Below are 14577 nucleotides of genomic sequence, written 5' to 3'. Positions count from 1 at the left end.
TCATGCTGACGCTCCCCCTTATCGAAAACCTGTTCGCCCAGCACGGCACTGCCTACTACGGCGGCGAGGACATCAGCCAGACCGCCCATGCACTGCAATGCGCCCTGCTGGCCGAGCGGGCCGGCGAAAGCGAAGCGCTGATCGTCGCCGCGCTGCTCCATGACGTGGGACACCTGATGCTGGCCGAAAGCATCACCACGGATATGCGCCACCAGGAAACCGGCGCCGATGCACTGAGCACGCTGTTTGGTGCCGATGTGACCGAACCGATTCGACTGCACGTTGCCGCCAAGCGATATCTGTGTGCGGTGGATGCAGCGTACTTCGACACGCTGTCGCCGGTGTCGGTACACAGCCTGGAGCTGCAGGGCGGGATCTATGGTCGTGACGAGGCCGAAGCGTTTGCAGCAAGACCGCATGCGCTGGAGGCGGTGCGGCTGCGTCGCTATGACGATCTGGCGAAGGTAGTGGATCTGGAAACGCCGCCGCTGGCGCATTATCTGGAAATGGCGGGGCGGTGTTTGCGGGCAGCGGCCTAAGGTCTTTGATTTGCTTTTGCTTTGCTCCCCTCTCCCATGAAATGGGAGAGGGGTTGGGGGAGAGGGCATGGTGGCTCTGCTTGCCGACTTGTCGCAGCTTGCACCGCTGGCCCTCTCCCCCGCCCCTCTCCCGCAAAGCGGGAGAGGGGAGCAAACCGTCAGGGATTTAGGGGCCGTTGGTGATTCAATTCAAACGCGATCCGTCTGAACCAGATCCACCAACCGTTGCGCCGATTCCTCCAGCACCCCGCTGTTATCGATCTCCACCACGCGCACGCCTTCGGGCACGTCGAACCCCTGCGCCGCGCGTTGCAGCCTTCGTGCAATCCCTTCTTCCGATTCCCGCCCACGCTGCCGCAACCGCGCGGCCAGCACATCGGGTTTCACGCGCACATGCACGGCGCAAAGCTCCGGGTACCGCTTTGCGGCAACAGGCAGATATTCGCGCGAACCATTGACGATGACCTTGAGGCCGCGCGCCAGCCACTGGTCGATCTCCTCGCCAATGCCGTAATGCAAGCCGTGGCTCTGCCAGTGCAGTGCCAGGCAACCCAGGCCGATACGGCGCTGGAATTCGTCAGAGGTCAGCGCAACAGATGCCTCGTTGGCATCGGCCGCACGGGTAATGTAGCGATGCGCGACCACGATCGGGTCTGCAGGTTGTATGCGCTCGCGTAGTGCGCGCAGCAGCGAATCCTTGCCGCTGCCCGATGGCCCCATCACGTAGAACAGGCCGTTGCCTTTCGATATCTTCGTCACGCCAGAAACTCCGCGCCCGCGCCGTCGGCAGTGGTGCCGTCGAAACGATAGTGCCGTGCCAGCACGAAATCCGCGCCTGTTTCGGCCTGCGCAAAGATGCTGATGCCATCGACATGCAGCGGTTGCTCCAGTAATGCACCACCGGCCTTGTGAAGCATCTCCAGCGCGCTGGTCTCATCCGCTGCGTCGAGCATGCCCGTCAGCGTGATGTGGAAAGTGAAGGTATCGAACACGTAGGGATAGCCCCACGTATCGAGCATGGCGCGCTGAACAGCGCTCAGTGCCGAAGGATTGCGCCGCGCGATATCGGCAGCAGAAGGCGCTGCACGAAAGCGGTCGAAGTCACGCACGCAGGCATCGGCCAACGTATGCATCTGCCGGCCGCCCCGCCCTTGCGTATCGGCGAGGCACCATGCCAGAAATCCGCGCAATGCTCGCAGTACCAGGGGGGCTTCGAATGATGCACGCCCCTTGGCGAATTCACGCGCGGCACGATCGAGCATCGCGGCATCGGTGCCTTCGGCAAGACGGAACGGAGGCTTCAGCGTGGCGTGTAGCGCGTAGTGCGCGGGTGCCTCGACCCATTCCACGGGACGTTGTGCGATACCGGGCGGCAGGGGCTGTGGCTCGCCGCTTTCGGCGTCGCGGCCGAGCCATTGCGCACCGAAAGTGCGAAACGGCTCTGCAGGGGCCAGGTAGATGGCGTAGCGATGCGCAGCGCGGCTCATGCGGCCAAGCTGGCGCGCTGGCCAAGTGACGCTGCATCGATCATCGGCAGCGCGGTGCTGGCATGGCGCAGCTCGCCATTGACGATGGCGGCGCATACGCGCGGCAGGCCCGGATCGCTGTCGTCCACGAGAATGGCGTCAGCGCGCATGCCCGGCATCAGCACTCCGCGATCGCGCAACCCCGCCGCGCGTGCCGGGTTACGCGAAACCAGATGCCACGCAGCGGGGAGATCGCAAATACCCAGTTGCACAAGCCGGAACGCTGCCTGCAAAGGCGCGGGATAGTAGTAATCGGATGCCAGCACGGTGCACAGTCCCGCCGCAATCATCTCGGTGGCGTTGGGTGCGCCGGTGTGGCTCTTGCCGCGCAGCACATTGGGGGCGCCGAAGACGGTCTCGTCCCCAAGCTGCCGCGCCAGTGCGGCCACCTCGACAGTCAGCGGGAACTCTGCGATGCCGCAGCCCTGGCGATGATAGTGCTGACGCGTGGCCGCATCCGGATCATCGTGCGATGCGACGGGAAGATGGGCGGCGCGCGCCGCAGCGATCAATCGCGACATCTCGGCGGGTACATCCTGCGCGTGGCGGCTGGCGTTTCGCAAGCGCGTGCGGAAGGCTTCCATCTCGCACTCGGCACGCTCCGCGTACTGCGCAAGCTTGCGATCGTCGTTCATGCGGCGCGCCAGCGTCGGCAGGTGATCGTTGATCGCCAGCAGGTTGACACGCCCTTCCTTCATCCACTGCATCGCCGTTTCCACGCCGGCGAGGTGATACGCCTCGAAGCGCAGATGCACCTTGTGCGATGCACCGAGCACCGGCTGCAATTGCGCCAGTGCCTCGAACATGCGAATCGCATAAGCTTCGCCGCGCAGCCCGCCTTCCCACGACAGCGTCACACCATGAAACTCGGTGGTGATACCGTGGGCCAGCAACTGCCGATCCACGTCGAGGAGCGCCGGGCCGTACGGAAAGCTCACGCCGGGACGCGGCATGACCGAACGTTCGAACGCGTCGCCGTGGATGTCGACGATGCCCGGCAGCACAAGCAGGTTGCGTGCATCGATGCAGGGGCCGTTCGTCGGCGTTTGCGGGGCAATGCTGCCTTGCGCAAAGCCGAGGGTAGCGGGGGCAATGCCGGCTGCGCCAAGCACCCGGCGGCCGGTGATGCCGCTCAGGGCGGCCGTATGGTTTTGCGTGGTCGTATGCATGGGCGTTACGTTAGCGTGGGCACATGACAGACAGATGTCTAGACCAATGCGACCGGACCGCCGCATCGATCCACGACACGTCCCAGTTTAGTCGTTGTCGGCCACCGTGAGTTGTACCCAGTCTCCGGCAAAGCGGGTCATGCTGTACTGCACTGGCTCGCCATCGATGTCGACGTTGAGCGCCTCCACTTGCAGTACGGGCCGGGTCTTCGGCTGGTTCAACAACCGTGCCACCGGCGCACTGGGCATGGCAGCGGTGATACGCGACCACTTGCGCGTGTAGTCGGCAATGCCGTACTTGGCGAGTGCGCGCGAGATCGATTGCGTTTCACGCGCCAGTTCGTCCAGCGCCGGAAAGCGCTTCAGATCGAAGTAGTGCTCGGCCACGTCGATGGTGCGTCCCTCGGCCTTGCCCACCATCTGGATATGCAGCACGTCAGCCGTCCGCGACAGGCCCAGGTGCTTGGCCACTTCCGGCGCGCGGATTTTCTGGCTTTCCACAATTTCCAGGTGACCGCGCATGCCTTGCGCAGCGAGGTTCTGCGAGAAACGCGTGCGGCGCCCGATCGCGTAATCGATCGCATGTTCCTGCACGAACGTGCCGCGTCCCTGCTCGATCCGCACCAGGCCGCTCAGTTCCAGCTCGCCCATGGCACGCCGGATGGTGTGACGATTGACGCTGAAGCGCGTGGCCAGCTCCGGCTCGGGCGGCAGTTGCTCGCCGGGTCCATAGAGCTTGTTGCGGATGTCGTCCGCCAAGGCCTCGCCAATCTGGCGCCATACGGCTACGCCCGAGCCGCGTTCCACTTCCCGTTCAGACATCTTCAACCCTGTGTCATCAATGCTTCATCGATAGCGTGCGATTGTGCCTCACTCCGGCAGCGCCGTTGGCGTGTCCGAGCAAAGCCAGCACCCGTCATGAAACGTTCATCTGGCTGTGGTCTAGTATCGCCGTGTTGTGTTAGTTTACATCTAAACGTATAGACGTATAGGGGTGATCATGCAAAAAGAAACCGCCAATCCGGGCAGCCGTGAGGCGGATGCGGCGAATCGGGTGCGCGCCGCATGGCTGCGGATTCTGGCCCTGACCCAGTCGGATGCCCTTGACGCTGCCTACTCGCGCTTGCTGGAAGCCGCGACCCCGCCCACGTATCGCCTGCTGCGCAAGCCCGAATCTGGCATGGCCATGGTGCGGGCGCGTGCCGGCGGCACCGGCGTGCAGTTCAACCTGGGCGAGATGTCGGTCACGCGTTGCGCCGTGGTGCTCGACGCAGTTGAAGGACAGGCAGCCACCGCAGGCGTGTCCTATGTACAGGGACGCGGCACGCGCCACGCCGAACAGGCCGCCGTGCTCGATGCACTGCTGCAACGCCCCACGTGGCACCAGCGCGTGCAGGACACCGTGATCGCCCCGCTCTCGCAGGCGCTAGATGCGCACGCTGCACACCAGGCCGCCACCGCCGCGCAAACCCGCGTGGAGTTCTTCACGATGGCACGCGGAGAAGACTGATATGCCTTCCCTGATTTCCTCACAGAATCCGATGCAAGCCTCTGCCACGTCGCTGCTGCCCGGCTTCGACAACCCAGTCGACGATGCCCAGCAGGTCTTCCGCGCCACGCTCGAAGCGTTCGCGCATCCGGGTCGGCTCGACACCCTGCCGGTCACCAGCGGCCAACCCGATGGCCTGTCGCCCGCGCTTTCGGCCCTGCTGCTGACGCTGGCCGATCCCGACACGCCCGTATGGCTGCCCGCCGATATTCCTGCTGCGGCACGCGCCTTCCTGCGTTTTCATTGCGGCTGTCCGCTGGTCGATACGGTAAGCGATGCCACGTTCGTCTGCGTGCCTGCTGGCTATGCGATGCCTGCACTCGCCGATTGCGCGCAGGGCCTGCCCGAGTATCCCGATCGCTCGGCCACGCTGATCGTCGAACTGCCGTCGCTGACCGAAGGCGCCACGTACACGCTGAGCGGCCCCGGCATCGAGACCACGCAGACGCTGCGCGCCACCGGCCTGCCCGCCGATCTCGTCGCGCAATGGGACGCGAACAATGCGCTGTTCCCGCTCGGCGTCGATCTTCTGCTCGCCAGCGGTTACCAATTCTGCGCGATGACGCGCACCACGCAAGTGGCACTGGAGGACTGAGACATGTACGTAGCCGTCAAGGGTGGTGAACGCGCCATCCTGAACTCCTACCAGATGCTCGACACATACCGTCGTGGCGACACGTCGGTGCCCGAGCTCACGCTCGCGCAGATTCGCGAGCAAATGCCGCTGGCCGTATCGCGTGTGATGGCCGAAGGCTCGCTCTACGACCCGCACCTCGCGGCGCTCGCCATCAAACAGGCAGCCGGCGATCAGATCGAAGCGATCTTCCTGCTGCGCGCCTACCGCACCACGCTTGCGCGCTTCGGCTACACCGCACCGCTCGATACCGGCAAGATGAAGCTGCAGCGCCGCATCTCGTCCACGTTCAAGGACGTCCCCGGTGGGCAGGTGCTTGGACCCACGTACGACTACACGCAGCGCCTGCTTGACTTCTCGCTCGAAGCGGGCCGCGATCCCGCGCCGCTGCCGCCGTCGCCCGAACCGCTCTCCCCGAACATGCCGCGCGTGACGGGACTGCTCGAAGCCGAATCGTTTGTCGAAGCCGACACGATTCCTGCTGGAGATCCCACACCGCCGGACCTCACGCGCGAACCGCTGACGTTCCCCGCCGAACGTCCCGCGCGCCTGCAAAACCTGGCGCGCGCCGACGAAGGCTTCCTGCTGTCGATGGGTTACTCCACGCAGCGCGGCTACGGCAACTCGCACCCGTTTGCAGCGGAAATCCGCTACGGCAGCACCGAAGTGGAAATGTTCATCGAGGAACTTGGCTTCGCCGTGACCATCGGCGAAGTGGAAGTCACCGAGTGCCAGATGATCAGCCAGTTCGATGGCAACGCCGATGAATCGCCGCGTCTCACGCGCGGTTACGGACTCGTGTTCGGCTACAACGAACGCAAGGCCATGTCGATGGCACTGGCAGACCGCGCGATGCGCGCCGCCGAACTGGGCGAGGCCGCCGACAATCCGGCCAACGATGTGGAGTTCATGTTGTACCACAGCGACAACGTGGAAGCCTCGGGCTTTGTGCAGCATTTGAAGCTGCCCCACTACGTGGACTTCCAGGCCAATCTGGAGCTGCTGCGCCGCCTGCGCGCCGAGCAGGAAGCGGCATCGTCCACATCGGGCATTGCATCCGATCAGCAACAGCCGCCGCAATCGCAACCGGCATCGCAATCGCAAGAGGAATCCCTGGCATGAGCACCGCCACCCAGATCCACAATCCGCCGCAGGGCGTTGCGCGCGACGACCACTACAACTTCGGCTACCTCGACGAATCCACCAAGCGCATGCTGCGCCGCGCATTGCTGAAGGCCGTGGCGATTCCCGGCTATCAGGTGCCATTCGGCAGCCGCGAAATGCCTCTGCCCTATGGATGGGGCACGGGCGGCATTCAGGTCACCGCTGCAATCATCGGTCGACAGGATGTGCTCAAGGTCATCGACCAGGGATCGGACGACACCACGAACGCGATCAACATCCGCCGCTTCTTCGGCCGCGTGACCGGTGTGCAAACCACCGAGCGCACCGTCGAAGCGACGATCATCCAGACGCGTCACCGCATTCCGGAGACAAAGCTGGGCGCTGGGCAGACCATGGTCTATCAGGTACCGATCCCCGAACCGCTGCGCTGGCTGGAGCCGAGCGAGACCGAGACGCGCACGATGCATGCGCTGGCCGAGTACGGATCGATGCATGTGAAGCTGTACGAGGACATCGCGCACCACGGCCACATCGCCACCACGTACGACTATCCGGTGATCGTGAACCAGCGCTACATGATGCGTCCGTCGCCGATCCCGAAGTTCGACAATCCCAAGCTCGACCGCAGCCCCGCGCTGATGCTGTTCGGCGCTGGCCGCGAGAAGCGTGTCTATGCCGTGCCGCCGTACACCTCGGTCAAGAGCCTCGATTTTGTCGATCATCCGTTCACGGTCGAGAAGTGGGCAAGCTGCTGCGCGCAATGCGGCGCCACCGACAGCTACCTCGACGAAATCATCACCGACGATGCTGGTACACGCATGTTCGTGTGCTCGGACACCGAGTACTGCGCCAACCGGCAAGCTACACAGGCGCTGGATCAGGCAGGAGCCGCACAATGAACCCCACGCCCCTGCTCTCCGTCCGCAACCTCACGCACACCTGGGATGGCGTGCACGGCTGCCACGACGTCAATTTCGATCTCTATCCCGGCGAAGTGCTTTGCGTGGTCGGTGAATCCGGCTCGGGCAAGAGCACGCTGCTGCAAGCGCTGTCGATGCAGGTACGCGCCCAACGCGGCAGCGTCAGCTATGACATGCGCGAGACCGGCCTGACCGATCTCGCCGCACTCTCCAGCGCACGCATGCGTCTGCTCGCACGTACCGACTGGGGCTTCGTGCGTCAGCATGCCCGCGACGGCCTGCGCATGCAGGTCAGCGCCGGTGCCAACATCGCCGAACGCCTGATGGCCGTGGGCAATCGACACTACGGTGATCTGCGTGAAATCGCCGGTGCGTGGCTCGAAAAAATGGAGATCGACCTCGCGCGACTCGACGATGTGCCGAGCACGTTCTCGGGCGGCATGCAGCAACGGCTGCAGATCGCGCGCAACCTCGTCACGCATCCGCGCCTGGTGTTCATGGACGAGCCCACGGCATCGCTCGATGTCTCCGTGCAGGCGCGCCTGCTCGATCTGATGCGCCGCCTCGTCAACGACCTTGGTCTCGCCGCCATTCTCGTCACGCACGATCTCGCCGTGGCGCGCCTGCTGGCGCACCGCACGCTGGTGATGCAGGGCGGGCGCGTGGTGGAACAGGGCCTGACCGACCAGATTCTCGACGACCCGCAGCACCCGTACACGCAGTTGCTGGTCTCCTCCATTCTTCAGGGCTGAACATGATGCAGAACGATTCCGCCAAGCTCATCGAGGTACGCGGCCTCGGCAAGATGTTCACGCTGCACAACCAGGGTGGCATTCGCCTGCCAGTGTTGCAGGCCATCGATTTCGATGCGTCGCGTGGCGAATGCGTCGTGCTCTCGGGTCGATCCGGCACGGGCAAGAGCACGCTGCTGCGCTGTCTCTATGGCAACTACCTCGCCACGGAAGGCACCATCCGTCTGCGCGACACGACCGAAGCTGGCGAGCCGTGGGTAGAGCTGACGCAGGCGCCCGAACAACGCGTGCTGAAGCTGCGCCGCGATGTGATCAGCTACGTCTCGCAGTTCCTGCGCGCCATCCCGCGCGTCTCGGCGCTCGACGTGGTGGCCGATCCGCTGCAGCAGCGTGGCACCAGTCTGGAAGACGCCCGCGCCCGCGCTGCCGTGCTGCTCGAGCGCCTGAACCTGCCTCGCCGTTTGTGGGATCTGCCACCCGCCACGTTCTCGGGCGGCGAACAGCAACGCGTGAACATCGCGCGCGGTCTGATCGGCGGACATCCGATCCTGCTGCTCGATGAACCCACCGCATCGCTCGACGCCGATAACCGCGCCGTGGTGATCGAACTGATTCGCGAAGTGCTGGCCGAGGGCCGCGCGCTGATCGGCATCTTCCATGACGAAGCCGTACGCGATGCCGTCGCCACCCGCGCGCTGCCGCTGCAGCCCGTGGTGGCCGCCAACGCCTGAACCTGCCCGACGCTCTGAACCGGAACCGGACATGACTGCTACCTACCTCACGCACGCCACGCTGGTGCTGCCTGACCGCGTGCTGCACAACAGCGCGATGGTGATCACAGACGGCCAGATCACCGCCATCGAACCGGCTTCGGCACCGGCTCACGCGCAGATCGTCGACCTGCGCGGCCATACCGTGATGCCCGGCCTGATCGACGTGCATTGCGACGCCATCGAAAAGGAAGCCGAGCCGCGCGCCAGCGTGCTATTCCCCCTCGATTTCGCCGTGGCGCAGGTCGATCGCCGCAACGCCGCAGCCGGCATCACCACGCCGTATCACGCGCTGTCGTTCGCCAGCAATGCGTTCGGCGTGCGCAACAACGAGACCGCGGCCACGCTGGTACGCGCTGTGGCCGCCTATCGCAGCCACAGCCTTGTCGATAACCGCATCCACTGCCGCTATGAAGTGAGCGACGCATCCGCCGTGCCCGCGCTGGAAATGCTGATGTCAGAAGGGGTGGTGGACCTGCTGTCGGTCATGGACCACTCGCCGGGCCAGGGTCAGTTCAAGACACTCGACGCCTACCTCACGTACATGATGGGCAACCACGGCATGAGCCGCGAGGCCGCCGCCGAGGCCGCCGCGAAGAAGTTTGCCGATATGGATGGCGCCACCGAGCGCGTGAACCAGCTGGTAGCGAAAGCCCATGCACTGGGCATTCCCACTGCGAGCCACGACGACGATTCGCCCCAGCGCATTGCTGCCATGCAGGCGCTTGGCGTGCGCATGAGCGAATTCCCGATCAACGTGGAGACGGCGCAGGCGGCATCAAGCCATGCGCTGCCGACGATCCTTGGCGCGCCCAATGTGCTGCGCGGCAAGAGCCAGAGCGGATCGATGCGGGCCATCGACGCCATCCTGGCAGGCGTGGGCGACATCCTCTGTTCGGACTACCAGCCCTCGACGCTGATCGCCGCCGCCTTCGCCGCCGCGCAGCAGGCAGAGCTGCCGCTCAACGAGGCACTGGCATTGGTCAGCGCCAATCCGGCCGACGCCTGCCTGCTGCACGATCGCGGTCGCCTGGCCGTCGGCAAGCGCGCCGATGTGATCGCCGTGGCCAGCGTAGCTGGCCAGCCACTGGTCACGCACACGTGGTCGGCGGGCCGGCTGGTGTTCGCCGCCGGCTATCCGGCCGTGCAGCACGCCGCGCCGCGCGAGCGCGAGATGGTTGAAACGAGCGTTTGACGAAAAAAAAGCGCGCCCGAGTTGGGCGCGCGGAATATCCATTGACTATAGACGGTGGCCCGGCGGTTCGCCCAATAGGGCTAGTACCGAACACTTCCGGCTGGCCTTTGTGCCCCCATCCCCTACATTGAAGGTGAAAGGTGACGGACGCACGAGGGGTCGCACATGAAGTCAACCACGATCGCAAAGCCAGCCCTGCTGGCTCTTTTTTTATGCGTCGGATGCGCGCCGCTACAGGAGCGCGTGGATCGATCCCCGCCACTGGCCGGTCCGACGGTCAATGCCGACAAGACCTACCCGCCCGCACCGCAGGCCCGCGCCACGCCCATCGCCGCACGCGAGATCAACATGGCGGGCGCGTGCAAGCGCACCGAGGAAGACGGCTTTCGCGAAGACGCCGTGGTGCGTGTCTCGCGCAACGCCGTACAGACGTTGACCTGGAAACTTTGGGTCTCGCGCAAAGGCTCATGCCAGTTCGACCTCGCCCAGTTCAAACAGGTACAGCAGACACCACACATCGAACTGCATGCGGTAGATGGCGGCGGCTGCAAGCTCATGGTCTGGCAAGATCCGCGCCGCATCACGCTGGCGCACGCCAAGTGCGAGAAGTACTGCACACCGGGAATTTATGAGCAGGCGTGGCCGGTGCTGTTCGATCCGAAGAGCGGAGCTTGTGCGCAGGTGCGCTGAACAGTGATCCGCCACGGACCGGTTCCCCTCTCCCATGTAGTGGGAGAGGGGTCAGGGGTGAGGGCAGGCCGTCGATACACGGTTGCGCGGTTAGGGCTTGATGCGCTGACCCTCACCCCCAGCCCCTCTCCCGCAGGCGGGAGAGGGGAGAAAACCGAGCGGAAGATCTACTTGGCTCTAGCCACCCGCCCCATCAAATAAAACTCGTCATTCGGCCGCATACTGATCGTATTCGCCATGCGATTCGACAATCCGAAAAACGCCGTGATCGCGGCAATATCCCAGGCGTCTTCCTCGTCGAATCCATGCGCGCGCAGCGCCTCGAAATCGGCGTCGCCTACCGTGTGCGACGCCTCGCACACCTTCATCGCGAAATCGAGCATCGCGCGCTGGCGTGGCGCGATGTCTGCCTTGCGATAGTTGACCGCTACCTGATCGGCCACCAGCGGTTTCTTCTCGTAGATGCGCAGGATCGCGCCGTGCGCCACCACGCAATACAGGCACTGGTTCACACCTGACGTTGCCACCACGATCATCTCGCGGTCGCCTTTGGTCAGGTTGCCCGTCTCCTTGAGCATCAGCGCGTCGTGATAGGCGAAGAATGCGCGGCACTCGGCGGGACGATGCGCCAAGGCAAGAAACACATTAGGCACGAAGCCGGCTTTCTCCTGGACTTCCAGCACGCGCTGCCGCAAATCTTCGGGCAGGTCGGCAATTGCTGGAACGGGGAAGCGGCTGATGGGAGGGGTGGTGGCGGACTGCGTGGTCATGTCTGTCTCCTCGGGGTATATGTCCCCTGTTGGTACATGCCCGGCCGTGGCGCGATGCCACGGCCGTGAATCCTTGCTGATAGTGCTTGCTCAGTGCGCGGCAGTGGCGAACTGGATGCGATGCAGGCCGGCGTACAGGCCATTGGCGGCCAGCAGGTCGGCATGGCTGCCGGACTCTGCCACGCGGCCCTGTTCGAGCACCACGATGCGATCGGCGTTCTCGATGGTCGACAGGCGGTGTGCAATCACCAGCGTGGTGCGGCCCACCATCAACGATTCGAGCGCGGCCTGGACCTGGCGTTCCGATTCCGAATCGAGCGCCGAAGTGGCTTCGTCGAGAATCAGGATCGGCGCATCCTTGTAGATGGCACGGGCAATCGCCAGACGCTGGCGCTGGCCGCCCGACAGCTTCATGCCGTTGTCACCGATATTGGTTTCCAGCCCTTCGGGCAGGCCCTTCACCGTGTCGGTCAGGTAGGCCGCTGCCAGCGCGCGCTCTACGCGCGCCATGTCGATGGCTTCACGCGGATGTACGCCATACGCCACGTTGGCCGCCACGGTATCGTTGAACAGCACCACGTCCTGGCTCACGAATGCAATCTGGCGACGCAGGTCGTTGAGCGAGAACGAATCGATCGGCTTGCCGTCGAGCATGATGCGGCCTTCGGTCGGATCGAAGAAGCGCGGCACCAGATTGACCAGGGTGGTCTTGCCACTGCCCGAAGGACCCACCAGTGCCACCACCTCACCCGGTGCGGCACGGAAGCTCACATGGTTCAGTGCCGCACGGCCAGCGTCGCCATAGCGGAAACCAACGTTGTCGAACACCAGATCGCCCTGCGCGCGTTCCAGCGCGGCGCCACCCACCAACGGCTCCACGGGTTCGTCGATCAGGCGGAAGATCATCTCGGCGGCCGTCAGGCCACGTTGCAGCGGCTGGTTCAAATCGGTCAGGTGCTTGAGCGGCGAGATCAGCAGCAGCATCGCCATCACGAAGCCCGTGAAACCGCCAATCGTCGTCTGGTCGGCCTGGGCCTGCACCATGGCGATGGTCAGGATCACCGACAGCGCCAGCGACGCCAGGAACGCCGTCACAGGCTGGTTCAGCCCGCCCGCCACGGCCATGCGCATCGAGTAGCCGCGCAGCCGCTCGGCCATCGTCGCAAAGCGCGCGGTTTCGTAGGCTTCGCCGCCGTGCAGCTTGACCACCTTGTAGCCACCCGCCGCTTCCTCGACGACATAGGCCGCCGTATTGGTCAGCGTCTGGTGCTCGCGATTCAGGCGGCGCAAGCGGCGATTCACCTTCGCCATCACGAAGCCGATGGTCGGCAGCAGCACCGCCACCACCAGCGTCAGGCGCCAGTTCGTATAGAACAGGTAGATCAGCAGGGCCAGCACGGTCAGCGAGTCACGCACCAGCGTGATCAGCACGCCTGTCAGGATCTGCATCACCTGATTGACTTCGAAGATCACGGCGTTGATCAGCGATGCGGCAGTGTTGCGGTGATAGAACAGCGCTGGCGCGCGCAGCATGCGCTCGAACATCTGCATGCGCATCTTCAGCAGCACCTTGTTCGAAATCATCGACAGCAGGTACCCCGACGCGAACTGCGCCACGCCGCGCACCAGTGCCACGCCCACCAGCAACGCGGGAACGTGCCAGAGCTTGCCTGAGTAGGCGCCGCCAAAGCCCTTGTCGAGCAGGTCGTTCACCACCTTGGGGATAATGCCCTCGCTCGCCGCGACCAGGGCCATGGCCACGATCGCGAGCACGAAATTGCGCATCTCGGGCTTCAGGTAGGACCATACGCGCTTGAGGGTATCGGTTTCCTGAGGCGTTTGTTTTGTGTTGTCGTTCACGTTTGCTCCACTTGCCGAGCGGGGCACGCGCCGTCTGCCGCTAGAATGGCGGGCAAATCCGGACTGCGGGCTACCGTCGCAAGCATCTCTATGAAAATCTCAGTCGTACTGATTACCAAAAACGAGGCACACAATATCCGGGAGTGCCTCGAAAGCGTCTCCTGGTGCGACCGCGCGATTATAGTGGACTCCGGCAGCACCGACGGCACGGTGGAAACCGCGCGCGCCATGGGGGCAGAAGTCCATGAAACGGCTACCTGGCCCGGCTTCGGACCGCAAAAAAACCTGGCCTTGTCGAAGGTGCAGACCGAATGGGTACTGTCCATCGACGCCGACGAGCGCGTCACGCCCGCCCTGCGCGACGAGATCCTTTCCGCGATCAACGCCAACGAGGCCGACGCCTACGACATGCCGCGCCTCTCGCGCTTCTGCGGCCGGTTCATGCGCCACAGCGGCTGGTATCCGGATCGCCTGACCCGCGTGTTCCGCGTCGGCAAGGCGCGCTTCACCGACGACATCGTCCACGAAAACGTGGTGACCGATGGCCCCATCGGCCATCTGCAAACCCCGCTGCTGCACTACACCTACGACAACTTCTCGCAGGTGCTCGGCAAGATCGACCACTATTCGACCCTCGGCGCCCGCCAGGCATTCCAGCGCGGCAAGTCCGCCTCGGTCGCCAGTGCATGGGGCCATGGTGCCTGGGCCTTCCTGCGCACCTACCTGCTGCGTCGCGGCTTCATGGATGGACCGCAAGGACTCGCCGTCGCGCTGATGAACGGTCAGGCGAGCTACTACAAGTACATCAAGCTCTGGCTGCTGCACCAGCAGGCGAAGCAGCCTGCCGCGTCAGGCGATCGACCAGCGCACTGAACGCCTGCGCGGTCGGACCAAAGCCCATCTGTTCGATGTGATGCGCGGCGTGCGCCAGCAATGCCGCGCGCAGCGCCTCGTCATGCAGGCCACGGTCGATGGCCTCGGCCAGACCTGCTACATCGCCTACCGGGACGAGCAGGCCGGCGCGGCCATCGTCGAGAATCTCGCGCGGACCGGTCGGACAATCCGTACTGACCACCAC

The 14577-nt window shown here is 64.4% G+C and carries 17 protein-coding genes; 10 read left to right on the top strand and 7 right to left on the bottom strand.

Annotated elements, in window-relative coordinates; genetic code table 11:
• Positions 1-2: 2 nt before the first annotated feature.
• Positions 3-539, top strand: coding sequence for a phosphonate degradation HD-domain oxygenase (locus tag FFS21_RS00090; protein ID WP_137922908.1), 537 nt, complete (start codon positions 3-5; stop codon positions 537-539).
• 189 nt (positions 540-728) lie between these two features.
• On the opposite strand, the gene phnN is transcribed toward FFS21_RS00090, so the two are convergent.
• The 4 genes from phnN to phnF form a co-directional block, all read right to left on the bottom strand.
• On the bottom strand, positions 729-1259 hold the full coding sequence (phnN, locus tag FFS21_RS00085; protein WP_137923066.1) for a phosphonate metabolism protein/1,5-bisphosphokinase (PRPP-forming) PhnN: 531 nt from the start codon (positions 1257-1259) through the stop codon (positions 729-731).
• A 35-nt stretch (positions 1260-1294) separates the two neighbouring features.
• A complete protein-coding gene (locus FFS21_RS00080; RefSeq protein WP_137922907.1) occupies positions 1295-2026 on the bottom strand; it encodes a DUF1045 domain-containing protein in 732 nt (243 codons plus the stop codon).
• A complete protein-coding gene (locus tag FFS21_RS00075; RefSeq protein WP_137922906.1) occupies positions 2023-3234 on the bottom strand; it encodes an alpha-D-ribose 1-methylphosphonate 5-triphosphate diphosphatase in 1212 nt (403 codons plus the stop codon). Before FFS21_RS00075 ends, FFS21_RS00080 begins: the two co-directional genes overlap by 4 nt.
• A gap of 87 nt (positions 3235-3321) precedes the next feature.
• Entirely contained in the window at positions 3322-4056 is a 735-nt protein-coding gene (gene phnF, locus FFS21_RS00070) for a phosphonate metabolism transcriptional regulator PhnF (protein WP_137922905.1), read from the bottom strand.
• Positions 4057-4234: 178 nt separating this feature from the next.
• Between phnF and phnG the strand changes: the two genes are divergently transcribed.
• From phnG to FFS21_RS00030, 8 genes are all read left to right on the top strand, one after another.
• Entirely contained in the window at positions 4235-4744 is a 510-nt protein-coding gene (gene phnG, locus FFS21_RS00065) for a phosphonate C-P lyase system protein PhnG (RefSeq protein WP_137922904.1), read from the top strand.
• Position 4745: 1 nt separating this feature from the next.
• Positions 4746-5378: a phosphonate C-P lyase system protein PhnH gene (gene phnH, locus FFS21_RS00060; protein WP_171020297.1), complete on the top strand. Its 633-nt coding sequence runs from the start codon at positions 4746-4748 to the stop codon at positions 5376-5378.
• Between the two features lie 3 nt (positions 5379-5381).
• Positions 5382-6539: a carbon-phosphorus lyase complex subunit gene (locus FFS21_RS00055; RefSeq protein WP_137922903.1), complete on the top strand. Its 1158-nt coding sequence runs from the start codon at positions 5382-5384 to the stop codon at positions 6537-6539.
• Positions 6536-7441 carry an alpha-D-ribose 1-methylphosphonate 5-phosphate C-P-lyase PhnJ gene (locus tag FFS21_RS00050; protein ID WP_137922902.1) on the top strand — a complete coding sequence of 302 codons (906 nt, stop codon included), beginning with the start codon at positions 6536-6538 and terminating at the stop codon, positions 7439-7441. Before FFS21_RS00055 ends, FFS21_RS00050 begins: the two co-directional genes overlap by 4 nt.
• Positions 7438-8214, top strand: coding sequence for a phosphonate C-P lyase system protein PhnK (phnK, locus tag FFS21_RS00045; protein WP_137922901.1), 777 nt, complete (start codon positions 7438-7440; stop codon positions 8212-8214). Before FFS21_RS00050 ends, phnK begins: the two co-directional genes overlap by 4 nt.
• Positions 8215-8216: 2 nt before the next feature.
• A complete protein-coding gene (phnL, locus tag FFS21_RS00040) occupies positions 8217-8945 on the top strand; it encodes a phosphonate C-P lyase system protein PhnL (protein WP_137922900.1) in 729 nt (242 codons plus the stop codon).
• Positions 8946-8976: 31 nt separating this feature from the next.
• Entirely contained in the window at positions 8977-10179 is a 1203-nt protein-coding gene (locus FFS21_RS00035) for an alpha-D-ribose 1-methylphosphonate 5-triphosphate diphosphatase (RefSeq protein WP_137922899.1), read from the top strand.
• 165 nt (positions 10180-10344) lie between these two features.
• On the top strand, positions 10345-10869 hold the full coding sequence (locus tag FFS21_RS00030; protein WP_137922898.1) for a hypothetical protein: 525 nt from the start codon (positions 10345-10347) through the stop codon (positions 10867-10869).
• A gap of 167 nt (positions 10870-11036) precedes the next feature.
• On the opposite strand, the gene FFS21_RS00020 is transcribed toward FFS21_RS00030, so the two are convergent.
• The gene (locus FFS21_RS00020; RefSeq protein WP_137922897.1) at positions 11037-11639 is read right to left on the bottom strand and encodes a peroxidase-related enzyme; all 603 of its coding nucleotides are present in this window, start codon (positions 11637-11639) and stop codon (positions 11037-11039) included.
• A gap of 90 nt (positions 11640-11729) precedes the next feature.
• On the bottom strand, positions 11730-13499 hold the full coding sequence (gene msbA, locus FFS21_RS00015; RefSeq protein WP_137922896.1) for a lipid A export permease/ATP-binding protein MsbA: 1770 nt from the start codon (positions 13497-13499) through the stop codon (positions 11730-11732).
• Positions 13500-13589: 90 nt separating this feature from the next.
• Here msbA and FFS21_RS00010 point away from each other — a divergent pair, with 90 nt between their 5' ends.
• The gene (locus FFS21_RS00010) at positions 13590-14372 is read left to right on the top strand and encodes a glycosyltransferase family 2 protein (protein WP_137922895.1); all 783 of its coding nucleotides are present in this window, start codon (positions 13590-13592) and stop codon (positions 14370-14372) included.
• On the opposite strand, the gene FFS21_RS00005 is transcribed toward FFS21_RS00010, so the two are convergent.
• Positions 14305-14577, bottom strand: a 273-nt coding sequence (locus tag FFS21_RS00005) for a glycosyltransferase (protein WP_137922894.1), incomplete at its 5' end; no start/stop codon positions are given. The two genes, FFS21_RS00010 and FFS21_RS00005, sit on opposite strands and share 68 nt — an antisense overlap.

The organism is Cupriavidus sp. 2SB (assembly GCF_005503625.1).
Taxonomy (GTDB): domain Bacteria; phylum Pseudomonadota; class Gammaproteobacteria; order Burkholderiales; family Burkholderiaceae; genus Cupriavidus.
Note: the sequence above shows the minus strand (reverse complement) of the source record. Positions and strands in the feature narration are given on the sequence as shown.